Genomic DNA, 22,262 nt, shown 5'->3' with positions numbered 1-22,262 from the left:
GGCATGAAGCATGGCAGATATTACTGTAATCGGAGGTATTAATATTGATATAGAAGGCTGTCCGCGAAAGGCTTTGCTGCCATCGGACTCTAACCCGGGGGATATATCGATTTCTTTCGGCGGGGTCGGACGAAATATCGTTGAGAATGGAGCACGGTTGGGCGCAGATGTTGGGCTGATTTCACTAACAGGCGATGATTTTTTGGGCAATAACGCCAGGGATCATCTCGCTGGTCTGGGAGTGGATGTTACGGGCATCGTCCATGTGAATGACTGCAACACGGGAATGTATCTGTCTATTCTTAATCAAGAGAATGATATGGCCGTAGCAATCTGCAATATGGACATTCTGGAACGTGTAACGCCGGCTTTTTTGGAAGATAAACTCGATCAGCTATCCTCTTCCCGCATAGTCGGTCTCGATTGCAACCTGGATTTCGAGACCCTGGATTATATCACAAGCAGACTGCATGTGCCATTGTTCCTCGATCCGGTTTCTGCGTCAAAGGCGGAAAGAGTAAAACCGATCATCGGGCGCTTTCACACCATAAAACCAAATCGCATCGAAGCGGAACTTTTGAGCGGCATTAAAATTGAGAATGACGCATCGCTGACGCGGATCGGAGCCTGGTTCTGTGAACAAGGGGTAAAGCGCGTCTTTATTAGCTTAGGCGATAAAGGCGCTTATTACCGGGACGAAGACGGTGAGGGCATCGTGGGGACAAGCCCGGTAGAAATCGTCAGCGCCACTGGAGCCGGAGATGCATTTTCAGCTGCGATTTTAGTAGGTCACATCAAAGGTTTAGACGCAGAGGAGACGGCGCGTCTTGGCATCGCCTGTGCTTCGATTGCCCTAGAAGTAAAGACCGCGGTGAACCCGGCGATTTGCTGGCAGGAAGCCATAAGCCGAATGAACATATGATGGATAGAAATAAAAAGCAGCTCGTTCAATTGAACGAGCTGCTTTTTTCTATGCGTAATTAAGTTAGATTGTTGCTTTCCAGAATCCGTGCAGGTTGCAGTATTCGTAAGCAGCAACTGCTTTCTCGCCTTCAGCAAGTACAAATTCTGCCTCTGGCTTTCCGGTTGGATCTAAATGCTTTTCTTGTACACCCTTGTTTGTTTCTAAAAGGATGAAAGCGATATGATGCTCCTCTGACATAGGATGTTCGGCGCTTCCTACATTAACTATCACTTTGTTTCCGTCGATTTTAACGAGTGGAACGTGCTTTTCTGTTGCTGCGTCTGTCGTGTTTGGCTCAAGCAGATGCATCGGTTCTCCGCAACATACTGGTGTAACGCCCTTATCTACTACCATCTTAACAATATTTCCGCAGTGATTACATTTATATAGTTTTATCATTTTTAATTTCCTCCAATTTGTCTTAAGTATATCTGATTATGTTTATTATACCTCTAAAAATAGAAATTAAACATAATAAATTAACAATTTTTGGCTTGACAACTAGAGGAAAGAGAATTATAATAATGATAATCATTATTGATATTGCGAGAAAGGGGCTAGTATGAAATACTCGAGACAGCGTAGACTGATTCTGGATATTGTAAAATCAAATCCTGTTCATCCTACTGCGGAGTGGGTATACCAGCAGGCTCGCGAAAAAATGCCTTCTATCGGTATTGCAACTGTCTATCGGAACCTGAATGCACTGACCAGTATTGGTGAGATTGAGAGAATTTCTGGAAATGATGGAATTGATAGATTCGATGGTAATGCTGCAGAGCACTATCATATGCAGTGTTGCAAGTGTGGTAGATTGATAGACCTGAAAGCCAAAGACACGGCGGCCGTAGAACAACTGCGCAAGGTAATTAACACTACCTTTGATGTGACCGGAGAAAACATTACTGTAACGACGACTTTGTTACAAGGTGTGTGCGACCAGTGCGCGGACACTGAGAATTAGTTAATTGAAATGTATGGAGGAGAAACAATGAAAGACTTAAAAGGAACAAAAACATTAGAAAACTTAATGATCGCATTTGCTGGAGAATCTCAGGCAAGAAACAAATATACATATTATGCATCAAAGGCAAAGAAAGATGGATATGTACAGATTCAGAAAATTTTTGAAGAAACTGCAGCTAACGAAAAAGAGCATGCGGAACTTTGGTTTAAATTGGCTGTAGGCATCGGAACTACAGAAGAAAACCTGATTGCAGCAGCAGAAGGCGAAAACTATGAGTGGACTGAGATGTACGCAGAGATGGCTAAGACCGCAAGAGAAGAAGGTTTTCCGGAAATTGCGGCTCAGATGGAAGGCGTTGCAGCAGTAGAAAAAGAACATGAGGAAAGATACAATAAATTAGCCCAGAATGTAAGAGAGGGCAAAGTATTTGTGAAGGACGAAGAAGTATTATGGCAGTGCAGCAACTGTGGACACCAGGTAATTGGAAAAGAAGCTCCGATGATCTGCCCAGTATGTAAGCACCCACAGGCATACTTTCAGATCAAATCTGAGAATTACTAATCTAAGATGTGCCTATTTCGGTAGGAATCAGTATGTCTATTTAAGCAAGCCGACTAGTATCCAAAAATAAATTAATCGACACAAAAGAAAGAGGGATGGACTTTGAGCAGAGTGCGTCCCTTTTTCTTTGCTTTCGTCTGAGTCCCGCTTTATGATAATCAGCGAAGGGTTGTTTGTGCAGGAGAGGGGCAATCCACCCCAAAAGTACAAAACGAACGTGATGATGCCAACTGTTAAAGGTGATATATTTTCAATACTTTCACCACGGTTGACAACAAGGCTGATAAAGACTATCATAAAATCATGACACAACGCAGTGAAATGAAGTCAGAAGATGCAAACGTGAAAATGACAAGAGCATATTCCAATAACTGATAAAATAGAAAAGAGGGGTAGAAGGTGACAGACAACGAAATTTTAAAAGTGGCTGCAGCCGCTGGCATCGACAAGGCGGCAATGGTGGACGCAGATGATCTGGTGTTTGAATACGAATTTAGAAAATATTGTGAGATGAATAACTGCGGAAACTATGGGAAGAATTACGGTTGTCCGCCGGATTGCGGAACGCCGGCGGAAATGGAACAAAAAGCGCGCAAATATCAGAAAGCTTTAGTACTGCAGACCATACAGCCTGTAAAAGACATCACAGACGCTTCGGAAACAGGTCCGTTAAAAAAGAAACACAATGCAGTGGTCAGACGATTCATGGATCAGTTGGCTGAAGCGGGAATAAAAGGGTTGCCGATAATGGCGGGACCCTGCAGCCAGTGCAAGATCTGTGGAAAGGCAGAAGGGGAACCCTGCAGATTTCCGCATCGCGTCGCGTCCTGTCTGTCCGCTTATGGAATCAATGTGGCAAAATTGTGCGAAACGTGCGGTATTCCCTGGGACTATGGTGTACATAAAGTCGGATTTTTTGCAATATATATGATGGGAGAAATATAAGCGGGGACAAGAATTCATGTCGGAAAAGAGAACTTTTATCAAGGGCGCAGCGATTTTAAGCATTTCGGGCATTATTGTAAAGCTGCTGGGGGCGGCCCTGAGAATCCCACTTGCAAATAAACTTGGAGCAGGAATGGCATATTATAATGTTGCTTACACTATATATGCCATCTTTTTGGTGTTGGCAACAGCGGGAATTCCTGTCGCAATTTCCAGACTGGTTTCCGAACGAATTTCCATGGGAAACGGAAAAGGCGCTCATAGAGTTTTTACCACGGCACTGAAGTTGATGCTGGTCATAGGATTAGGATCTTTTGCGATTTGTTATTTTGGCGCAGGCGTGATTTCGGAATTAATCAAAATTCCGGATGCTGAAATATCTTTGAAAGCCATTGCTCCGGCCCTCTGTATCGTACCGATGCTGTCTGCTTTCAGAGGATATTTCCAGGGGCGGCAAAATATGGCGCCTACAGCCATATCGGAAATCGGAGAACAGGTGGTGCGTGTAGTCGTAGGACTAGGCCTTGGATTCTTCCTTTTCCGCCAAGGACTTGATGTTGCCGCGGCAGGGGCTACGTTTGGCGCTGGAGCAGGCGCGCTGGTAGGCATTCTGATTATTGTCATCATTTATGCGCTCGATGCGCGCAGACGTGAAGTGAGATTGCTCAGAACTTCAGGACAAGAAGAGTCTCAGCGCTCAATTTTAAAGAAGATTGCTTGGATTGCGATACCGATTATTATTGGCGCGGAGATTATGCCGATTATGTCCACCATTGATACTACGATTATCGTTGCCAGACTGCAGGCTACGGGGTGGACCGCTGACGAGGCGCTGGACCTCTACAGCCAATATGGCGCCTACTGTGATACTCTGATTTCGCTACCGCAGACCTTTACCCAGGCCATCGCGGTAAGTTTAGTGCCGTCTATTGCTGCATTTTTCTGGCAAAATAAAATCGAAAAGGTAAATGCGAATATCAAAGTCAGCATGCGGCTGACCATGATTATGGCTTGCCCTTGTGCAGTAGGTTTGTATGTATTGGCACGTCCGATTCTTACCATGCTGTATCCGGAACAGTTGGAAAGCGCTATCGCAGCTGTGCCGACGTTGAGAGTCATGACCATCGGTGTAATTTTGTTAGCCATATCGCAGACGACCACCGGGGCTCTGCAATCTATCGACAGGCAGATGAATCCGGTGAAAAATCTGGCCATAGGCGCTTGCGCAAAGGTAGTGATCACCTATCTGCTGGTAGGTGTTGCAGCAATCAATGTAAAGGGAGCAGCAATTGGAACCAACGCGGCTTATCTCATTGCTCTGTTTCTCAATATGCGATCCGTCAAAAAGAGTACGGGTGTGAAATTTGATATCGTATTGACCTATGTGAAACCGATGGCGGCATCTCTGATTATGGGAATCTGCGTCTACGCCTCCTATATATTACTCTTGGGTTATACAAAAGATTATATTGCCACGATAGTAAGTATTTTTGCAGGGATTGCAGTCTATGCAGTGACGGTGATCCGATTGGGAGCGATTTCGGTGGATGAATTAAAACTGGTACCTTGCGGAGAAATTATGATAAAACTTTTTCGGCTTTAATACGATGTTCCCGTGCTGAACTGTTTTCTTTTTTGCGGATAACCCCTTTGCAAAAGGTTTGAAAATTTCGTCGCTGTGCAAGCAATGTAAAGAAAACTATTTAGGAAGATGTATTGATTGATGATTATTAAAAAATACGTAAGAAGTCATCAGAAAAATTATAATGCAAGCGGAAACAGCGGTCATGTCGGTTCCGCTTTTTTCACGACTTATTTAGAAACGCCAGGATACGTGTGTAGATGTAGCGAAGTAAAGCGCTTGCAATTACACTGTTAGATGAGTAAAAAAGTTTGAAAAGCAGGGAAACTTTTTGAAAAAAAGTCTTGCAATATTGACAAACATCATATATACTTAAAAGGCTTGCTTAAGGCGATGAAGTAGGAAGTTGCTGAGCTATCAGGTAATTTCTACGGAGAATTGTCCCCACTAGATGAGGGCGAAGGTGTTCGCCGGCTTTTGTTCTGTGTAAAAAATAAAGAAACGCACGGAGCCGTGTGCAAAGTAAGCAAACCACCGCACACGTTACAAAGTGGGCACTTGATCGGAATGTCCCGATCATGAGAGAACCCCTTGTACAAGCATAGCGCAAACAGTACAAAAAATTAGGAGGAAGAAAATGAGCGAATTACAGAAAATCAGAATTAAGCTTAAGGCCTATGACCACGCGTTATTAGACCAGTCAGCAGCAAAGATCGTGGAAACCGCTAAGAAAACTGGCGCAGACGTTTCCGGACCAATTCCACTGCCGACAGAAAAAGAGGTTGTTACAATCTTAAGAGCTGTACACAAATACAAGGACAGCAGAGAACAGTTCGAACAGAGAACACACAAGAGATTGATCGACATCACAAACGCTACACTGCAGACGACAGACGCTTTAACGAAGCTTGATTTACCTGCAGGCGTAGACATCGAAATTAAGCTGTAAATTATGGTATTAAGGGTACTCCCCTTAGTAAGATTGCATGAGAGGGCAGTGCTTTGATTCTCCTGTGTGAATGAAAGCAGACCATACCAGGGCAATCCGCTGTAAGAATTAGGAGGAAAACATATGAAAGCAATACTTGGAAAGAAAATCGGGATGACTCAGATTTTCGCAGAAACAGGAGAAGTAATTCCTGTAACAGTTATTCAGGCTGGTCCTGAAGTTGTAACACAGATCAAGACAGTTGAAACTGACGGTTACAATGCAGTGCAGGTTGGTTTTGAAGACCAGAAAGCGCACAGAGTTAACAAACCTTTGACTGGACACTTCGAAAAGAGCGGCGCTCCGCTGAAGAAGCACTTAGCTGAATTCAGAGTAGAAGATGGTGAAACTTACGAATTAGGACAGGTAATCACTGTTGCTGATTTCGAAGAAGGCAAGAAGTTAGACATCACCGGTACTTCAAAAGGTAAAGGAACTCAGGGTAACATCAAGAGACACGGTCACCACAGAGGCCCGATGACTCACGGTTCAAAACACAAGAGATTAGCTGGCGCATTGGCCGCTGGTACTTATCCTTCAAGAGTATTCAAGGGTAATGCCGGACCAGGTAGAATGGGCCGCGAAACTGTTACAGTACAGAACGTAGTTTTAGCAAAAGTTGACACTGACAGAAATCTGATGCTGGTCAGGGGTGCAGTTCCCGGCGGCAAAGGCAGTCTGGTAAGAATCCAGTACGCTGTCAAAGGTCAGGACAAATAGAAGAGACTTCAGAAAGGAGGAAGCACACAATGGCAAAAGTAACTATGCTTAACATGGCCGGAACTGAAGCCGGAACAATTGAGCTTAAAGACGAAATATTTGGTATCGAGCCAAATGCTAACGCTGTTCACGCAGTTGTTGTAAATTATCTGGCAAACCAGAGACAGGGCACTCAGTCAGCAAAGACGAGAGGCGAAGTCAGAGGAGGCGGAAGAAAGCCTTTTAGACAGAAAGGAACTGGTCGCCACAGACAGGGAAGCACGACGGACCCTTCACAGGTAGGAGGCGGTATCGCTTTCGCTCCAAAGCCAAGAGATTACAGATATACAGTGCCTAAGAAGTTAAAGAGACTGGCTATGAAGTCAGCGCTTTCTGCAAAGGTACAGGATAACGAAATCATCGTTTTAGACGAATTAAAGTTTGATGCTCCTAAGACTAAGGAAATGGTAAAGGTTTTAGAGAACGTCAAAGCAAATAAGAAAGCATTGATTATCACTGCTGAAAAAGACGACAACATCGTAAAGTCAGCAGCCAACATTCCAGGAGTAAGAACTGCTCTTGTAGGAACCATGAACGTTTACGAAATCGTAAACTACAACAGCTTCATCGTAACAAAAGAAGCTATCGAAAAAATTGAGGAGGTGTACTTATAATGAGATCTGCATACGACGTAATTATCAAGCCTGTCATTTCAGAGCAGAGCATGGATCAAGCGCAAGAAAAGAAGTACACATTCAAAGTTGCAACAGACGCTAACAAGACACAGGTTAAATTAGCAGTTGAAGAAATCTTTGGTGTTGAAGTAAAAAAAGTAAACATTATGAACGTTGACGGAAAAATGAAGAGAATGGGAAGAACCATGGGTAAGACTCCTGCTTACAAGAAAGCGATCATTACGCTGACTGAGGGAAGCAAGGAAATCGAGTTCTTCCAGGGTCTGTAATATAGGAGGTAGGCACTAATGGGAATTAAAAAATATAATCCGACTACTCCTGGCTTAAGAGGTATGACGGTTTCTACTTTCGAAGAGATTACAACGAACAAACCGGAGAAATCTCTTACGGAAACTTTAAAGAAACACTCAGGAAGAAATGTCAGAGGTAAGATCACTGTAAGACATAGAGGCGGTGGTACTAGACCAAAGTACAGAATCATCGACTTTAAGAGAAGAAAAGACGACATTCCAGGAACAGTTAAGACAATCGAGTACGATCCAAACAGAAGCGCAAATATCGCATTGATTTTCTACGCTGACGGCGAAAAGAGATATATCATCGCTCCGAACAAATTAAAAGTAGGAGATGTTATCTACTCAGGTCCTGAAGCAGACATCAAAGTTGGAAACGCACTTCCAATCGCCAACATTCCAGTTGGTACCATGATTCACAATATCGAGTTAAAGCCAGGCAAAGGCGGACAGCTTGCAAGATCAGCAGGTAACGGCGCACAGCTGATGGCAAAAGAAGATAAATATGCTCAGGTAAGACTGCCTTCCGGAGAAGTAAGAAAAGTTCTGATCCAGTGCAGAGCAACCATCGGAGAAGTTGGCAACATCGATCATTCCAACATCCAGATCGGTAAAGCAGGTAGAAAGAGACACATGGGCTGGAGACCTACTGTAAGAGGTTCCGTCATGAACCCTAACGACCATCCACACGGCGGTGGTGAAGGTAGAGCGCCAGTTGGACGTAAGAGTCCAGTTACTCCTTGGGGTAAACCTGCTCTTGGCTACAAGACAAGGAAGAAGAACAAAGCTTCCAATCAGTATATCGTAAAGAGAAGAAATGAAAAATAAGGAAGGAGCATAGATAATGGGTAGATCACTTAAAAAAGGTCCTTTCGTAGACGTGAAGCTGTTGAAAGCGATTGAAGCGATGAACGAAGCGAACGAAAAGAAAGTTATCAAGACTTGGTCAAGACCATCCACTATATTCCCACAGATGGTGGGTCACACAATTGCAGTCCATGACGGTAGAAAACATGTTCCTGTATATATTACAGAAGACATGGTAGGACACAAACTTGGAGAATTCGCTCCAACCAGAACCTACAGAGGCCACGCTGCAGATAAGTCATCAAAAGTTAGATAAGAAAAGGAGATAAAAAATGGAAGCAAAAGCAATTGCAAAATATGTAAGAATGTCTCCTATCAAGCTGAAGCCTGTTACAGATCTTGTAAGAGGTAAGGATTTAAACGAGGCGCTTACAATTCTGAAGTTCACACCTGGTAAAGGTTCAGAAATAATCGAGAAAGTTGTAAAATCTGCTGCTGCAAATGCAGAGAACAACTTTGATATGAATCCGGATAATTTATACGTTGCAGAAGTATATGCTCATCAAGGCCCTACAATGAAGAGATGGAGAGCCGGTTCACAAGGTAGAGCATCAATCATCCTGAAGAGATCTAGCCACATTGGCGTGACTCTGAAGGAAAGAGACTAAGATAGGAGGTTCATTGAATGGGTCAGAAAGTAAGTCCACATGGATTGAGAGTGGGCGTAATCAAAGACTGGAACTCAAAGTGGTATGCAAATAAGAACAATTTCGCAGACATGCTGATTGAAGATAATAAAGTCAGAGAGTACGTTAAGAAAAAATTATATGCAGCTGGTGTTTCAAAGGTGTTAATTGAAAGAGCAGCTGAGAATAAAATCAGAGTCATCATTTTAACTGGCAGACCGGGAATGGTTATCGGAAGATCCGGAGACGGAATCGACCAGCTGAAGGCTGCGCTGGTAAAAATGACAGGCAAAGAAGTCGAGATTTCTATCGAAGAAGTCAGAAGAACGGAACTTGATGCACAGCTGACAGCTGAAAGCATTGCCCAGGCACTGGAAAGACGTGTGTCTTTCAGAAGAGCAATGAAACAGGCTATCGGCAGAACAATGAAAGCCAATGCAAAAGGTATCAAAGTTCTTTGCTCAGGAAGACTTGGCGGAGCAGAAATCGCTAGAAACGAAAAGTACAGCGAAGGTAATGTTCCTCTCCACACTCTCCGGGCTGACATCGATTATGGATTTGCAGAAGCAGATACAACTTACGGCAAGATCGGTATCAAAGTATGGATTAACCACGGTGAAATCCTAGACAAGGGACTGCAGAGCCCGGTTCGTGAAGAAAAACGCGACAAGAGAGACGGCCGCAAGGGCAGAAAAGACGGCGACAGAAGAAGAAACGATCGCAGAAACGGAAATGACAACAGAAGGAACGACAGAAGAAACAACAGAAACGATCGCAATGCCGCGCCTGAAGCTGCACCTGCAGTAAACCCGAGAGTCAGAAAGGCACCGAAAGCAGCACCAAAAGCAAGCGAACCACAGGTAGAAGCAGCAGCACCAGCTGAAACTGCTGAAACTGAAGCATAAGCACTAGAGAAAGGAGGAACACAGCCATGTTAATGCCAAAGCGCGTTAAACACAGAAGAGTTCACAGAGGTAGAATGAAAGGCGTAGCGACCAAGGGTAACACCATCACTTACGGAGCGTACGGCCTTGTAGCACAGGAATGTGGATGGATCACCTCAAATCAGATCGAGGCAGCCAGAATTGCCATGACAAGATCTATCAAAAGAGGTGGTAAAGTATATATTAAGATTTTCCCACACAAGTCAGTAACGAAGAAACCTGCAGAAGTACGTATGGGTTCCGGTAAAGGTGCTCCTGAGTACTGGGTAGCAGTTGTAAAACCGGGTAGAGTAATGTTTGAGATTGAGGGTGTAACAGAAGAACAGGCAAGAGAAGCTATGAGACTTGCAATGCACAAGTTACCAGTCAAATCAAAGTTTGCCATCAAAGAAGAAAAAGCAAAGGGTGGTGAAGCATAATGGAATTGAACAAGATGAGAGAGATGACAGATATCGAGCTTACTACAGAACTGGAAAAGATGAAAAAAGAACTTTTCAATCTGAGATTCCAGCATGTAACAGGACAGCTTGAGAACCCTGTAAAGATGAGAGAAGTTAAGAGAAATATTGCAAGAGTTAAAACTATTATAAGAGAAAAAGAACTTGAAAAGGTTCAGGCTTAATTGAAAGGAGGATGCTCTAATGGCAGTTGAAAGAAATAGAAGAAAGACGAAAGTCGGCATCGTAACGAGCGATAAGATGGATAAGACTGTAGTTGTTGCAATCGAAGACTTCGTAAGACATTCCCTTTATGGTAAAGCTGTAAAAAGAACCAAAAAGGTCAAGGCTCACGATGAGAACAACGAATGCAATATCGGAGATAAAGTTAGAATTATGGAAACAAGACCTCTATCAAAGGATAAGAGATGGAGACTTGTCAACATCATTGAAAAAGTTAAATAAGGAGGCACCAGATCATGATTCAAACAGAAACAAGATTGAGAGTTGCTGACAATTCAGGTGCAAAAGAACTTTTATGTATCCGTATCCTCGGCGGAACAAGCCGTCAGTACGCGAACATTGGTGATATCATCGTTTGTGCTGTTAAAGAAGCAACACCAGGCGGCGTCGTTAAAAAAGGTGACGTTGTCAAGGCTGTAGTGGTTAGAACGAAGAAAGGTGCCAGAAGAGCAGACGGCAGCTACGTGAAGTTCGACCAGAACGCTGCAGTAATCATTAAAGATAAAGAAGACAAGAGCCCAGTGGGAACACGTATCTTCGGACCTGTTGCTAGGGAGCTCAGAGATAAAGGCTTCATGAAGATTGTGTCATTGGCACCAGAAGTATTATAGGGAGGTGTTGACAGATGCGTATTAAAAAAGACGATACAGTAATCGTAATTACTGGTAAAGATAAGGGCAAGACTGGGAAAGTTCTCAGAGCGATGCCGAAAGAAAACAAGGTTGTCGTTGAAGGCGTAAACGTTCAGACGAAGCACCAGAAACAGACGAGAACGGAAAAAGCTGAGATCAAACATATCGAAGGCCCGATCGATGTTTCCAACGTGATGTTCTATGACGCAAAAGCGAAAGAAGCGATCAAGATTGGCTACAAGGTTGACGGCGACAGAAAAGTAAGAGTAAACAGAAAAACAGGAAATGTAATCGACTAAGAAAGGAGGAGACGATTTTGACAGCAAGATTAAGAGAAACTTACAAGAAGGAAGTATTCCCAGCATTGAAGGAAAAGTTCAACTACGAAAACGTGATGGAAGTACCGAAGCTTGTGAAAGTTACAATAAATATGGGTCTGGGCGAAGCGAAGGAAAACGCTAAGATCATGGAAGTTGCAGTAAAAGAATTGGGCTTGATCAGCGGCCAGAGACCTGTCACTACAAAAGCAAAGAAGTCCATCGCGAACTTCAAAGTAAGACAGGGAATGCCAGTTGGAGCAAAAGTTACTCTGAGAGGAGATAACATGTATGAATTTGTTGACAAGTTCTTCAATATCTCTCTTCCTAGAGTAAGAGACTTTAAGGGTGTTAGCAAGAACTCCTTTGACGGCAGAGGAAATTATTCCATGGGCGTTAAAGAGCAGTTAATCTTCCCTGAAATCAACTATGATGATGTTGACACTATCAAAGGTATGAATATAGTATTTACAACAACGGCTAAGACAGACGAAGAAGCTGCAGCATTACTGGAACTTCTCGGCATGCCGTTTGAGAAATAGGTAGGAGGGAAAATATGGCTAAGACATCTCTCAAAGTAAAGCAGCAGAGAAAACCAAAGTATTCAACACGTGCATATACAAGATGTAGAATTTGTGGAAGACCACACTCCGTATTAAAGAAATACGGTATATGCCGTATTTGTTTCAGAGAGCTTGCTTACAAAGGAGAAATCCCAGGCGTAAGAAAAGCTAGCTGGTAAAATTAAGTTAAATCAGTGTGTAGGTCGAAGCCCTAACCCAAATCTCTGATTTGGCGAGTAGGTCTCGTGCGAGAGTTGCAGGACTTTAGTCCGTGGCAACTTACCGCCAAGACAGCCATTCAAGAGACAGCGTTAGCTACTCGATACCGCACAAGAGGAAGGAGAAATACTGTAATGACAATGACAGATCCAATAGCAGATATGCTGACAAGAATCAGAAATGCCAATACTGTAGGTCATGAAACAGTTGAGATTCCTGCGTCAAAGATTAAAAAATCCATCGCAGAAATCTTAGTTGAAGAAGGCTACATTAACGGGTTTGATGTTATAGATGATAACAAACAGGGCACAATCAAAGTTCAGATGAAGTATGGTGCTAACAAAGAAAGAGTAATTACTGGAATCAAGAAGATTTCAAAACCGGGACTCAAGGTTTATGCAAAAGCAGGCGATGTACCTAAAGTACTAGGTGGCCTGGGAATCGCAATCATCTCCACTTCAAAGGGAGTTGTAAGCGACAAGAAGGCTAGACAGCTTGGTGTCGGCGGAGAAGTAATCTGTTATGTATGGTAGGAGGAAATAGATATGTCAAGAATAGGTAATAGACCTGTGGCACTTCCTGCCGGTGTAGAAGTTACCGTTGATGCAAACAACGTAGTAACAGTAAAAGGACCGAAGGGTCAGCTGCAGGAACAGGTTAGCAAATTAATCAATATAGAAATCAAAGATAACGAAGTCGTATTCACCAGAGAATCCGATGCGAGAGAATACAGATCACAGCACGGACTGGCAAGAACACTGGTAAATAACATGGTTATCGGTGTGACTGACGGATATGAGAAGAAGCTTCAGTTAGTAGGCGTAGGTTACAGAGCTGAAAAGAAGGGCGATACATTAGTTATGGGCCTGGGATATTCACACCCTGTAGAAATGAAAGATCCTGAAGGAATTACAACTGAAGTGCCTGATGCAACAACAGTTGTGGTAAAAGGAATCAACAAAGCAGTCGTTGGAAACTATGCGGCAAACATCAGAGCTTGGAGAGAACCTGAACCATACAAGGGCAAGGGAATCAAGTATGAGAACGAAGTAATCCGCAGAAAAGAAGGAAAAGCTGGAGCTAAATAAGAAAGGAGTGAAGTAAAATGGCAAAAGAAAGCAGAAACGACAGACGTGTGAAAAGACACGAAAGAGTTAGAAAAAATTTATCTGGAACTCCTGAGAAACCGAGACTTTGCGTTTTTAGATCGAACAAGAACATTTCTTGCCAGATCATCGACGATGTAAACATGGTTACTTTAGCTTCCGCATCTTCACTTGATAAAGACTTGAAAGCCGAGATCGGTTACGGCGGAAACAAGGAAGCTGCAAAGAAAGTTGGAGAAGCTATTGCAAAGAGAGCACTTGCAAAGGGAATCGAAGTGGTTACTTTTGACAGAGGCGGATTCCTCTATCACGGAAGAGTTAAGGAATTAGCTGACGGCGCTCGTGAAGGCGGATTAAAATTCTAACAGGAGGAGATAAGGAATGCGTAATATCATTGATGCATCCAAGCTTGACTTAAAAGAAACTATCGTTAACATCAGACGTGTTGCTAAGACTGTTAAGGGTGGTAGAAACATGAGATTCAGCGTAACTGTAGTAGTCGGAGACGGCAACGGATATGTAGGCGTTGGTCTTGGAAAAGCACAGGAAATTCCTGAAGCTGTAAGAAAAGCGACAGAAGATGCAAAGAAGAATTTAATATATGTTCCAACTGTAGGAACAACTATACCACATAGAAACATCGGTATCTTCGGCGCAGGCAGAGTACTTCTCATGCCGGCTGCACAGGGTACTGGAGTAATCGCAGGTTCGTCTGTACGTACCGTACTGGAAGCTGCTGGAATCAAAGACGTTAGAGCAAAATCAATTGGTTCAAACAATACAGGCAACATGGCTTATGCAACATTAGAGGGTCTCAGATCTCTGATGACTGTTGAAAAGGTTGCTAAGCTGAGAGGCAAAGCCCCTGAAGAGATTTTAGGATAGGAGGAATACGCAAATGGCTAAAATGTTAAAAATCACTTTGACAAAAAGTACGATTGGCGCTTCCCCTAAACAGAGAAAAGTTGTCGAAGCGTTAGGACTCAAAAAGATGCATCATTCAGTTGAAATGGCTGACACACCTCAGACTCGTGGTGCTGTTGCAAAGGTAGCGCATCTTGTTACTGTAGAAGAACTGTAAGATAGGAGGTGCAAAGTATAATGAAACTGCATGAATTAAGAGCGGCAGAAGGTTCAACTAAGAACCGCAAGAGAAGAGGCCGTGGTACAGCTACTGGCCAGGGTAAAACTGGCGGCAGAGGTATGAATGGTCAGAAATCCAGAAGCGGCGGCGGAGTAAGACTCGGCTTCGAAGGCGGACAGATGCCACTATACAGACGTCTTCCAAAGAGAGGATTTACAAATATCTTTGGAACAGAATATACGACAATCAACGTAAAAGATTTAAATAGATTTGAAGCAGGAACTGTAGTTACACCAGAATTGCTGGAAGAGACAGGACTGGTAAAACAGGTAAAAGACGGAATCAAAGTTCTGGGTGACGGAGCTTTAGAAAATAGCCTGACAGTAAAAGCGAGCAAATTTACAAAGTCTGCGGTTGAAAAAATTGAGGCTGCCGGAGGAAAGGCAGAGGTGATCTAAGATGGAGATGCTTAAGACTATTTCGCAGGCCTTTAAAGTCGCCGAAATAAGAAGTAAGATCATTTTCACCTTATTGATGCTGGTAGTATTCAGAATCGGATCCAACATTCCTGTACCGGGAATCAACAGATCCGCATTGGCCCAGGTGTTTGCTGGTGACACAGGACTTTTCGACCTGTTCGATTTGTTCTCTGGCGGCGCATTCAGCAACTTCACCATATTCGCCCTGAGTATTACGCCGTACATTACTGCTTCCATCATTATTCAGCTTTTGACCATCGCCTTTCCGTATTTCGAAAGGCTGGCAAAAGAGGGACAGGAGGGGCGAAAGAAGATGGCACAGATCACTCGTTATCTGACCATCGTCTTGGCAGTAATACAGGCTTTAGGCCTTACCGTTGGTCTGTTCAGGCAGGCAGTCGTCGACCAGAGTTGGTTCTCCTTTGTTGTAATCATTTTGGTGTTGACTGCTGGTACTGCATTCCTGATGTGGTTAGGAGAACAGATTAACGAAAAAGGTATCGGTAATGGTATTTCACTGATCATCTTCGGTGGTATCGTTGCGAGGCTGCCGAGCGGACTTCGCAGCCTGTGGACACAGTACTCTGACGGAACCCTCTCAATCATCACATTGTTACTGTTTGCAGTATTTGCAATCGTTGTAATTTTAGGTGTTATCGAGGTTCAGCAGGGAACGAGGAGAATACCGGTTCAGTATGCAAAGAGAGTAGTAGGAAGAAAGATGTATGGCGGCCAGTCTACACATATTCCTCTAAAGGTAAATCAGGCGGGAGTTATTCCAGTCATCTTTGCTCTGTCCATCCTGCAGTTCCCGCTGACAGTCACATACTTCTTCCCCGATTCAGGTTTCACCGACTTTATCACAAAGTGGCTGTCCCCTGCCGGAAATCCAGGAGTATGGGTATATGCGGTACTCAACGTATTGCTGATCATCTTCTTTAACTATTTCTACACAGCGGTTACTTTTAACCCGGTAGAAGTTGCACAGAACATGAAAGCAAACGGCGGATTCATCCCAGGTATCAGACCGGGAAAGGCTACAATTGAATATCTTAACAAAGTTATGTCAAGAATCTCATTTGTAGGTGCAATCTTCCTGGCTGTAATCGCAACGATGCCTACACTTGTCAGCCAGTTCTCTGGTCTTGACATGAGATTTGGAGGTACTTCCCTTCTGATCGCAGTGGGCGTTGCACTTGACACAATGAAACAACTGGAAAATCAGATGGTTATGAGAAACTATCAAGGATTTCTAAAATAGAGGAGATGAGCAAATGCTTAGAACAGTTTTGTTAGGCCCTCCAGGTGCTGGCAAGGGTACACAGGCAGTGAGAATTGTGGAAAAGTATAACGTTCCACACATTTCAACTGGTGACATATTTAGAGAAAACATCAAAAACGGAACCGAACTCGGTAAAAAGGCCCAGGAATATATGAACAAAGGTGAATTAGTTCCCGATGATTTGGTCATCGACCTCGCCACTTCAAGGTTGCTTGAAGACGACTGCAAGAACGGATTTCTGTTAGATGGATTCCCGAGAACCGTTTATCAGGCAGAAAAGCTGGATGAGTTTTTAACAGCTCACGGCATGAAGCTGGATAAGGTGATTGATATCGAAGTTGAGAAGGAAGAATTGATTACAAGACTGACAGGTAGGAGAGTCTGCAAAAAATGCGGCGCATCCTACCACGTCGTAAATATTCCTCCTAAAAAAGAAGGCATTTGTGATATCTGCGGAGGCGAGCTATTCCAAAGAGCTGACGATACTGTTGAGACTGTTGAAAACAGAATCGAAGTTTACAACGAACAGACTATGCCGCTTGTGGACTATTATAAAAGAGCAGACAATATCGTTACCATTGACGGTGCACTTCCACTTGAGACAGTGTTTGCTGAGATAGTAAAATCTATAGGTGAATAGTATGATCATCATCAAATCTAAGCAGGAAATTGACATGATGAGAACGGCCGGCAAGGTGAACAGCTTGATCTTAAGAGAGCTTAAGAATATCATAAAGCCAGGTATCTCTACGATGGATATCGACCAGTTCGTTGAAAAAACAGTGAAAGAGCACGGGATGATTGCCTCCGAAAAAGGGTATTGCGATTATCCTGCCAGTGCCTGCGTCTCTGTCAATGAAGAAGTCGTCCATGGTATTCCAAGCAAAAAACGGATTTTGCAGGAAGGAGATATTGTCAGTGTCGATCTGGTCGTCGAGTACAAAGGCTATATGGCTGACGCCGCAAGAACTTACGGCGTCGGCGAAATCAGCTCAGAAGCAAAGCGCCTGATTGATACTGCTGAAGCCGCCTTTTTTGAAGGGATAAAATTTGCGAGGGAAGGATATCGCCTCTATGATATCTCACACGCAATTCAGCAGAAGGTTGAGGGAGAAGGATTTGGCGTCATCAGAGATTTTGTCGGTCACGGTATCGGCAGCGAGATGCACGAAGAACCGCAGATTCCCAACTACGGCAAAGCTGGAAAAGGACCGAGGCTTCAGACGGGTATGACATTGGCCATTGAGCCGATGATCGTAGAAGGCTCTTATGAAGTGGATGTCTTGCAGGATGACTGGACTGTTGTCACAGTGGACGGCGGTCTGGCAGCCCATTATGAAAATACTGTTGTAATAAATGATGGTGAGCCAGAGCTGCTTACCCTATAGTAAAGAGAGAGGTGTAATTAATGGCGAAAAAAGACGTCATCGAAGCAATGGGAACCGTTGTGGATGCTCAACCAAACGCAATGTTCAAGGTAAAACTTGAAAACGGTTTTGAAGTGCTTGCACACATTTCAGGAAAAATAAGAATGAACTATATAAGGATCCTCCCAGGCGATAAGGTAAAGGTTGAACTTTCCCCTTACGATCTGACAAGAGGAAGAATTATATGGAGAGATAAGTAGAAAATCCTCGATTATAGTGAACCTTCGGTTCGTCAGCGTTGCTGCAAGGAAGATTTTATATAATTTTCTCGGCTGCGCTCGAAAATTATAAGCGAGACCAAACAGAATGGAGGAACAGAAATGAAAGTTAGAGCTTCCGTAAAACCAATCTGTGAAAAGTGCAAGGTAATCAAAAGAAACGGAAAAGTAATGGTTATCTGTGAAAATCCAAAGCACAAACAGAGACAAGGTTAATTAGTTAGTAAAACGGAACTGCATGGACCAGGACCGCAGAATCCATTTAAATTATTGCATATGCAGAACGCCTGTCTATATCACTCCTGGAAACGTGACGGAAGATAGGAGAAGGAGGAAACGTATGGCTCGTATAGCCGGTGTCGACTTACCAAGAGAGAAAAGAGTAGAAATTGGTTTAACCTATATTTTTGGTATCGGTAGACCAACATCACTAGCAATCCTTGAAAAAGCAGGTGTAAACCCTGATACTAGAGTGAAAGACCTGACGGAGGATGAAGCTGGTAAAATCAGAAAGATTATCGACGAAGATTACCTCGTAGAAGGAGATCTGAGAAGAGAAGTTTCCATGAACATCAAAAGACTTATGGAAATCGGAAGCTACAGAGGAATCAGACATAGAAGAGGACTTCCAGTAAGAGGTCAGAAGACAAAGACAAACGCTAGAACTCGTAAAGGTCCTAAAAAGACTGTAGGAAGAAAAAAGAAATAAGAAGGAGGTAGGAAACAATGGCTAAGACTGTAAAGAAGACAGTTAGAAAAAAGAAAAGAGAACGTAAGAACATTGAAAAAGGCCAGGCACATATCCAATCCACCTTTAACAATACTTTAGTTACTCTTACAGATATGAGCGGGAACGCACTTTCATGGTCAAGTGCAGGTTCTTTAGGATTCAAGGGTTCTAAGAAATCCACACCGTTTGCTGCACAGATGGCTGCTGAAGAAGCAACAAAGGCTGCTATGGAGCACGGTTTAAAGACAGTTGAAGTTTATGTAAAAGGTCCGGGATCCGGAAGAGAAGCTGCTATCAGAGCGCTTCAGGCTGCTGGTCTTGAAATCACTATGATTAAAGACATTACGCCAATTCCACATAATGGATGCAGACCGCCAAAGAGAAGAAGAGTCTAATTGAAAGGAGGAGTAATATAAAATGGCAAGATATACAGATGCTAACTGCAGACTATGCAGAAGAGAAGGCCAAAAGCTTTTCTTAAAGGGTGAAAGATGCTATAGCAGCAAATGCGCTATCGAAAAGAGAAATTTCCCTCCTGGACAGCACGGTCAGGGCAGAAAGAAGACTTCCGACTACGGACTGCAGCTACGAGAAAAGCAGAAGACAAAGAGATTTTATGGAATGCAGGAAAAGCAGTTCAGAAATTTATTTGATAAAGCAGAAAGAAGACAAGGTAAGACAGGTGATAACTTACTTATCTTATTAGAGACAAGACTGGACAATGCTGTTTACAGACTTGGATTTGCATCTTCAAGAAAAGAAGCAAGACAGCTCGTCGTACACGGACACTTTACGGTTAACGGAAAGAAAGCGACAGCTCCTGCAATGGAACTGAAGGCTGGAGACGTGATCAAAGTGAAAGAAAAGAGCACAAACTCACCGAAGTTTAAAGAAATCAAAGAAATGTCAATCACAGTACCTTCATGGTTGACAGTAGACGTTGAAAAGCTAGAAGGTAAAGTTGTTGCTATGCCGAGAAGAGAGGACATCGATACTCCTGTTGCAGAGCACTTAATCGTCGAATTGTACTCCAAATAATATAGCGGCGTGAAACCGGTATTACTTGGAAGAAGAAGGAGGGTTTTTTAGTGATAGAAATCGAAAAACCAACAATAACTAAATTTGTGGATGAAGACGGTACCTATGGCAAATTTGTCGTAGAACCTCTTGAAAGAGGTTATGGTACGACTCTTGGAAACTGTATGAGGAGAATCCTACTCAGTTCATTACCAGGGGCAGCTGTAACATCTGTAAAAATCGACGGAATACTTCACGAGTTTTCAACTATACCAGGTGTCAAAGAAGACGTAACAGAAATCATCTTAAACTTAAAGAAACTTGCTGTAAGACTGAATGGCGAGAACACGAAGAGAGTGATTATCAACGCTGTAGGACCAAAAGAGGTCACTGCTGCTGATATCATCGGCGATTCGGAGATGGAGATTTTCAATCCAGAACTGCACATCGCAACTCTTGAGGAGAACGCTACCCTTGTTATGGAGATCAACCTCGCGAGAGGCAGAGGCTATGTGCCTGCTGACCAGAACAAGACGGAGAGCACCCCGATTTCAGTGATTCCAGTTGACTCAATCTATACACCAGTGAGAAAAGTTAACTATACAGTAGAGAATACGAGAGTTGGTCAGGTAACTGACTTTGATAGATTAAATCTTGAAATCTGGACTGACGGATCAATCACACCAGAAGAAGGCGTATCAATTGGAGCAAAGATCATGCAGGAACACCTGAATCTCTTTATCCAGCTGGATGACTCCACTGACGGAATGGAAATCATGGTTGAGAAGGAAGAAGACCAGAAGGAAAAAGCTCTGGAGATGACAATAGAGGAATTAGAACTTTCCGTTCGTTCCTTTAACTGCCTGAAGAGAGCAGCTATCAACACTGTTGAGGAATTAACAGAACGTAGCGAAGAGGATATGATGAAGGTTAGAAACCTTGGTAAGAAATCTCTTGACGAAGTGAAAGCAAAATTAGAAGAACTGGGACTTGGACTAAAACCTAGTGACGATTAAGTATTAATGAAAGGAGAATTGATATGCCAGGATATAGAAAACTGGGCAGACCGACTGCTCACAGAAAAGCAATGCTGAGAAATCTGGTCACTGACTTGCTCAGAGACGGAAGAATCTCAACGACTGACTGCAGAGCGAAGGAAGCCAGAAGAGAAGCAGAAAAGATGATTACCCTTGCTAAACGTGGCGATCTTCACGCAAGAAGACAGGTATTGGCTTACGTTTATGACGAAGACGTAGTTTCAAAGTTATTCGATGAAATAGCTCCTAAGTATGCTGATAGAAATGGTGGATATACAAGAATTCTGAAATTAGGACCTAGAAGAGGCGATAACGCTGAGGTCGTATTCTTAGAGTTAGTATAATTCCTACGCAGATAGTAAATAGGATCAATCCCATGGATTCAAACTGAATACCATGGGATTTTTTAATTCATAGGAAATTGCGTTCACAGGATGAATTAACGTAAGCTTCAAAGAACTTATCTTTTTAACTATGAGCAGCAGGGTGCAGAAGAAAGAGAATATTAAAGGGCTGACAGCCTCTCTTACGACATTTATGGAATATTTTAGGTAAAACTACGATGTGACGTTAAATGCCTCTGATAGGGCTGTGGAGCCTTAATAGGCATGTGGATTAATGCGCATAAGCCATTGCTTGACAGGGCAAAGGGATGATTCTTAAAATGACGCGAAAAATGTCGAAAAAAGAGTTGACAAAACCCTGAGTGAATGATATTATATTAAAGCTGTCTCAAATAGAGAGTGTCAACAAAACCTGGGGACAGGAAAAATGAGTTGACAAGCTGTCAGAGAGATGGTATAATGTAAAAACTATCCGCCTTCGATGAAAAGTGCATTTTAGTAAATAAACGAAAAAAGCACTTGACAGAGTAAGGAAAAGATGGTAGAATAATCAAGCTGTCAGAGAGAGGCGGCAGGCACGGGCAGGAAGCTGCAGAAAAAAGTGCTTGACAGAGCGGATCCAAGGTGATATAATAATCAAGCTGTCTTACGGAAGGCAAGCTGATGACGGACATCACGGACAGCGGCAGCAGCCTCACAGGGGCTGCCAAGAACCTAGAAAACTTCATAGTGTAGAAATTTAGTCAGAGAGGACCACGGTCCTCAAAAAACTAAAAAGTAAGAAACAATCAACACAGATTGGTAAACAAGATGTACATGATTAGTTTCCGACAATTCTAAACAAAACAACAATAATTTCGAAAGAAATGAATTGCGAACGCAGAAGCGTTTGATCCGAATCGGATCTGTTAATTAGATTTCAGAACCCTAGCGGGTTATGATATACCATTTAATTAAGAGTTTGATCCTGGCTCAGGATGAACGCTGGCGGCGTGC

37 protein-coding genes are annotated in these 22,262 nt (G+C 43.1%); 36 read left to right on the top strand and 1 reads right to left on the bottom strand.

Going from position 1 to position 22,262, the window contains the following annotated elements; genetic code table 11:
- The first annotated feature begins 10 nt into the window (after positions 1 to 10).
- A complete protein-coding gene (locus BN6539_RS01420; RefSeq protein WP_067532870.1) occupies positions 11 to 922 on the top strand; it encodes a carbohydrate kinase family protein in 912 nt (303 codons plus the stop codon).
- Positions 923 to 985: 63 nt separating this feature from the next.
- On the opposite strand, the gene BN6539_RS01415 is transcribed toward BN6539_RS01420, so the two are convergent.
- Positions 986 to 1,363, bottom strand: a complete 378-nt coding sequence (locus BN6539_RS01415) for a desulfoferrodoxin family protein (RefSeq protein WP_067532867.1) — start codon at positions 1,361 to 1,363, stop codon at positions 986 to 988.
- 163 nt (positions 1,364 to 1,526) lie between these two features.
- Here BN6539_RS01415 and BN6539_RS01410 point away from each other — a divergent pair, with 163 nt between their 5' ends.
- The 35 genes from BN6539_RS01410 (at position 1,527) to rplQ (ending at position 21,266) form a co-directional block, all read left to right on the top strand.
- On the top strand, positions 1,527 to 1,928 hold the full coding sequence (locus BN6539_RS01410) for a Fur family transcriptional regulator (RefSeq protein WP_067532864.1): 402 nt from the start codon (positions 1,527 to 1,529) through the stop codon (positions 1,926 to 1,928).
- 27 nt (positions 1,929 to 1,955) lie between these two features.
- Positions 1,956 to 2,492, top strand: coding sequence for a rubrerythrin (gene rbr / locus BN6539_RS01405; RefSeq protein ID WP_067532860.1), 537 nt, complete (start codon positions 1,956 to 1,958; stop codon positions 2,490 to 2,492).
- A 399-nt stretch (positions 2,493 to 2,891) separates the two neighbouring features.
- Positions 2,892 to 3,437, top strand: a complete 546-nt coding sequence (locus tag BN6539_RS01400) for a DUF2284 domain-containing protein (RefSeq protein WP_067532857.1) — start codon at positions 2,892 to 2,894, stop codon at positions 3,435 to 3,437.
- Positions 3,438 to 3,453: 16 nt separating this feature from the next.
- On the top strand, positions 3,454 to 5,040 hold the full coding sequence (locus tag BN6539_RS01395) for a putative polysaccharide biosynthesis protein (RefSeq protein ID WP_067532854.1): 1,587 nt from the start codon (positions 3,454 to 3,456) through the stop codon (positions 5,038 to 5,040).
- Between the two features lie 616 nt (positions 5,041 to 5,656).
- Positions 5,657 to 5,968: a 30S ribosomal protein S10 gene (gene rpsJ, locus BN6539_RS01390; protein WP_067532850.1), complete on the top strand. Its 312-nt coding sequence runs from the start codon at positions 5,657 to 5,659 to the stop codon at positions 5,966 to 5,968.
- 123 nt (positions 5,969 to 6,091) lie between these two features.
- Complete coding sequence (gene rplC, locus BN6539_RS01385; RefSeq protein WP_067532847.1) at positions 6,092 to 6,727, top strand: 50S ribosomal protein L3; 636 nt, start codon at positions 6,092 to 6,094, stop codon at positions 6,725 to 6,727.
- A 29-nt stretch (positions 6,728 to 6,756) separates the two neighbouring features.
- Positions 6,757 to 7,380 carry a 50S ribosomal protein L4 gene (gene rplD, locus BN6539_RS01380; protein ID WP_067532844.1) on the top strand — a complete coding sequence of 208 codons (624 nt, stop codon included), beginning with the start codon at positions 6,757 to 6,759 and terminating at the stop codon, positions 7,378 to 7,380.
- On the top strand, positions 7,380 to 7,670 hold the full coding sequence (gene rplW / locus BN6539_RS01375; RefSeq protein ID WP_067532841.1) for a 50S ribosomal protein L23: 291 nt from the start codon (positions 7,380 to 7,382) through the stop codon (positions 7,668 to 7,670). Before rplD ends, rplW begins: the two co-directional genes overlap by 1 nt.
- A gap of 18 nt (positions 7,671 to 7,688) precedes the next feature.
- A complete protein-coding gene (rplB, locus tag BN6539_RS01370; protein WP_067532838.1) occupies positions 7,689 to 8,522 on the top strand; it encodes a 50S ribosomal protein L2 in 834 nt (277 codons plus the stop codon).
- A gap of 16 nt (positions 8,523 to 8,538) precedes the next feature.
- Positions 8,539 to 8,817: a 30S ribosomal protein S19 gene (gene rpsS, locus BN6539_RS01365; protein ID WP_067532835.1), complete on the top strand. Its 279-nt coding sequence runs from the start codon at positions 8,539 to 8,541 to the stop codon at positions 8,815 to 8,817.
- Positions 8,818 to 8,833: 16 nt separating this feature from the next.
- Positions 8,834 to 9,169 (top strand): 50S ribosomal protein L22, encoded by a 336-nt coding sequence (gene rplV / locus BN6539_RS01360; protein ID WP_067532832.1) that lies wholly within the window; start codon positions 8,834 to 8,836, stop codon positions 9,167 to 9,169.
- 17 nt (positions 9,170 to 9,186) lie between these two features.
- The gene (gene rpsC / locus BN6539_RS01355) at positions 9,187 to 10,092 is read left to right on the top strand and encodes a 30S ribosomal protein S3 (protein WP_067532829.1); all 906 of its coding nucleotides are present in this window, start codon (positions 9,187 to 9,189) and stop codon (positions 10,090 to 10,092) included.
- Positions 10,093 to 10,118: 26 nt separating this feature from the next.
- Positions 10,119 to 10,550, top strand: coding sequence for a 50S ribosomal protein L16 (gene rplP / locus BN6539_RS01350; RefSeq protein ID WP_067532826.1), 432 nt, complete (start codon positions 10,119 to 10,121; stop codon positions 10,548 to 10,550).
- Complete coding sequence (rpmC, locus tag BN6539_RS01345; protein ID WP_067532823.1) at positions 10,550 to 10,753, top strand: 50S ribosomal protein L29; 204 nt, start codon at positions 10,550 to 10,552, stop codon at positions 10,751 to 10,753. Before rplP ends, rpmC begins: the two co-directional genes overlap by 1 nt.
- A 19-nt stretch (positions 10,754 to 10,772) precedes the next feature.
- Entirely contained in the window at positions 10,773 to 11,033 is a 261-nt protein-coding gene (gene rpsQ / locus BN6539_RS01340; protein WP_067532820.1) for a 30S ribosomal protein S17, read from the top strand.
- A gap of 14 nt (positions 11,034 to 11,047) precedes the next feature.
- Positions 11,048 to 11,422, top strand: a complete 375-nt coding sequence (rplN, locus tag BN6539_RS01335; RefSeq protein WP_067532818.1) for a 50S ribosomal protein L14 — start codon at positions 11,048 to 11,050, stop codon at positions 11,420 to 11,422.
- Positions 11,423 to 11,436: 14 nt separating this feature from the next.
- Positions 11,437 to 11,742 carry a 50S ribosomal protein L24 gene (gene rplX, locus BN6539_RS01330; RefSeq protein ID WP_067532815.1) on the top strand — a complete coding sequence of 102 codons (306 nt, stop codon included), beginning with the start codon at positions 11,437 to 11,439 and terminating at the stop codon, positions 11,740 to 11,742.
- Positions 11,743 to 11,759: 17 nt separating this feature from the next.
- Entirely contained in the window at positions 11,760 to 12,302 is a 543-nt protein-coding gene (gene rplE, locus BN6539_RS01325; protein ID WP_067532811.1) for a 50S ribosomal protein L5, read from the top strand.
- A 14-nt stretch (positions 12,303 to 12,316) separates the two neighbouring features.
- Entirely contained in the window at positions 12,317 to 12,502 is a 186-nt protein-coding gene (locus BN6539_RS21715) for a type Z 30S ribosomal protein S14 (RefSeq protein WP_074038054.1), read from the top strand.
- Between the two features lie 174 nt (positions 12,503 to 12,676).
- A complete protein-coding gene (rpsH, locus tag BN6539_RS01320) occupies positions 12,677 to 13,075 on the top strand; it encodes a 30S ribosomal protein S8 (RefSeq protein ID WP_067532808.1) in 399 nt (132 codons plus the stop codon).
- 12 nt (positions 13,076 to 13,087) lie between these two features.
- Positions 13,088 to 13,630 carry a 50S ribosomal protein L6 gene (gene rplF, locus BN6539_RS01315; protein WP_067532806.1) on the top strand — a complete coding sequence of 181 codons (543 nt, stop codon included), beginning with the start codon at positions 13,088 to 13,090 and terminating at the stop codon, positions 13,628 to 13,630.
- Between the two features lie 17 nt (positions 13,631 to 13,647).
- Positions 13,648 to 14,013 (top strand): 50S ribosomal protein L18, encoded by a 366-nt coding sequence (rplR, locus tag BN6539_RS01310; protein WP_067532803.1) that lies wholly within the window; start codon positions 13,648 to 13,650, stop codon positions 14,011 to 14,013.
- A 16-nt stretch (positions 14,014 to 14,029) separates the two neighbouring features.
- Positions 14,030 to 14,533 carry a 30S ribosomal protein S5 gene (gene rpsE / locus BN6539_RS01305; protein WP_067532801.1) on the top strand — a complete coding sequence of 168 codons (504 nt, stop codon included), beginning with the start codon at positions 14,030 to 14,032 and terminating at the stop codon, positions 14,531 to 14,533.
- 13 nt (positions 14,534 to 14,546) lie between these two features.
- A complete protein-coding gene (rpmD, locus tag BN6539_RS01300; protein ID WP_067532798.1) occupies positions 14,547 to 14,729 on the top strand; it encodes a 50S ribosomal protein L30 in 183 nt (60 codons plus the stop codon).
- 20 nt (positions 14,730 to 14,749) lie between these two features.
- Positions 14,750 to 15,190 carry a 50S ribosomal protein L15 gene (gene rplO, locus BN6539_RS01295; RefSeq protein ID WP_067532795.1) on the top strand — a complete coding sequence of 147 codons (441 nt, stop codon included), beginning with the start codon at positions 14,750 to 14,752 and terminating at the stop codon, positions 15,188 to 15,190.
- A gap of 7 nt (positions 15,191 to 15,197) precedes the next feature.
- On the top strand, positions 15,198 to 16,472 hold the full coding sequence (gene secY / locus BN6539_RS01290) for a preprotein translocase subunit SecY (protein ID WP_067537956.1): 1,275 nt from the start codon (positions 15,198 to 15,200) through the stop codon (positions 16,470 to 16,472).
- Positions 16,473 to 16,485: 13 nt separating this feature from the next.
- On the top strand, positions 16,486 to 17,133 hold the full coding sequence (locus BN6539_RS01285; protein ID WP_067532792.1) for an adenylate kinase: 648 nt from the start codon (positions 16,486 to 16,488) through the stop codon (positions 17,131 to 17,133).
- Position 17,134: 1 nt separating this feature from the next.
- On the top strand, positions 17,135 to 17,881 hold the full coding sequence (map, locus tag BN6539_RS01280; protein ID WP_067532789.1) for a type I methionyl aminopeptidase: 747 nt from the start codon (positions 17,135 to 17,137) through the stop codon (positions 17,879 to 17,881).
- Between the two features lie 20 nt (positions 17,882 to 17,901).
- Positions 17,902 to 18,120 (top strand): translation initiation factor IF-1, encoded by a 219-nt coding sequence (gene infA, locus BN6539_RS01275; RefSeq protein ID WP_067532786.1) that lies wholly within the window; start codon positions 17,902 to 17,904, stop codon positions 18,118 to 18,120.
- Between the two features lie 120 nt (positions 18,121 to 18,240).
- Positions 18,241 to 18,354, top strand: a complete 114-nt coding sequence (gene rpmJ, locus BN6539_RS01270) for a 50S ribosomal protein L36 (protein ID WP_022155406.1) — start codon at positions 18,241 to 18,243, stop codon at positions 18,352 to 18,354.
- 124 nt (positions 18,355 to 18,478) lie between these two features.
- Positions 18,479 to 18,847, top strand: a complete 369-nt coding sequence (gene rpsM / locus BN6539_RS01265) for a 30S ribosomal protein S13 (RefSeq protein WP_067532782.1) — start codon at positions 18,479 to 18,481, stop codon at positions 18,845 to 18,847.
- 17 nt (positions 18,848 to 18,864) lie between these two features.
- Positions 18,865 to 19,263 (top strand): 30S ribosomal protein S11, encoded by a 399-nt coding sequence (gene rpsK, locus BN6539_RS01260; RefSeq protein WP_067532779.1) that lies wholly within the window; start codon positions 18,865 to 18,867, stop codon positions 19,261 to 19,263.
- Positions 19,264 to 19,285: 22 nt separating this feature from the next.
- A complete protein-coding gene (rpsD, locus tag BN6539_RS01255; protein WP_067532776.1) occupies positions 19,286 to 19,906 on the top strand; it encodes a 30S ribosomal protein S4 in 621 nt (206 codons plus the stop codon).
- A gap of 50 nt (positions 19,907 to 19,956) precedes the next feature.
- Positions 19,957 to 20,901: a DNA-directed RNA polymerase subunit alpha gene (locus BN6539_RS01250; protein ID WP_067532774.1), complete on the top strand. Its 945-nt coding sequence runs from the start codon at positions 19,957 to 19,959 to the stop codon at positions 20,899 to 20,901.
- 23 nt (positions 20,902 to 20,924) lie between these two features.
- Positions 20,925 to 21,266 carry a 50S ribosomal protein L17 gene (gene rplQ / locus BN6539_RS01245; RefSeq protein WP_067532771.1) on the top strand — a complete coding sequence of 114 codons (342 nt, stop codon included), beginning with the start codon at positions 20,925 to 20,927 and terminating at the stop codon, positions 21,264 to 21,266.
- The last annotated feature ends 996 nt before the right edge of the window (positions 21,267 to 22,262 follow it).

It is taken from the genome of Emergencia timonensis, from assembly GCF_900086585.1.
GTDB lineage: Bacteria > Bacillota > Clostridia > Peptostreptococcales > Anaerovoracaceae > Senimuribacter > Senimuribacter timonensis.
Note: the sequence above shows the minus strand (reverse complement) of the source record. Positions and strands in the feature narration are given on the sequence as shown.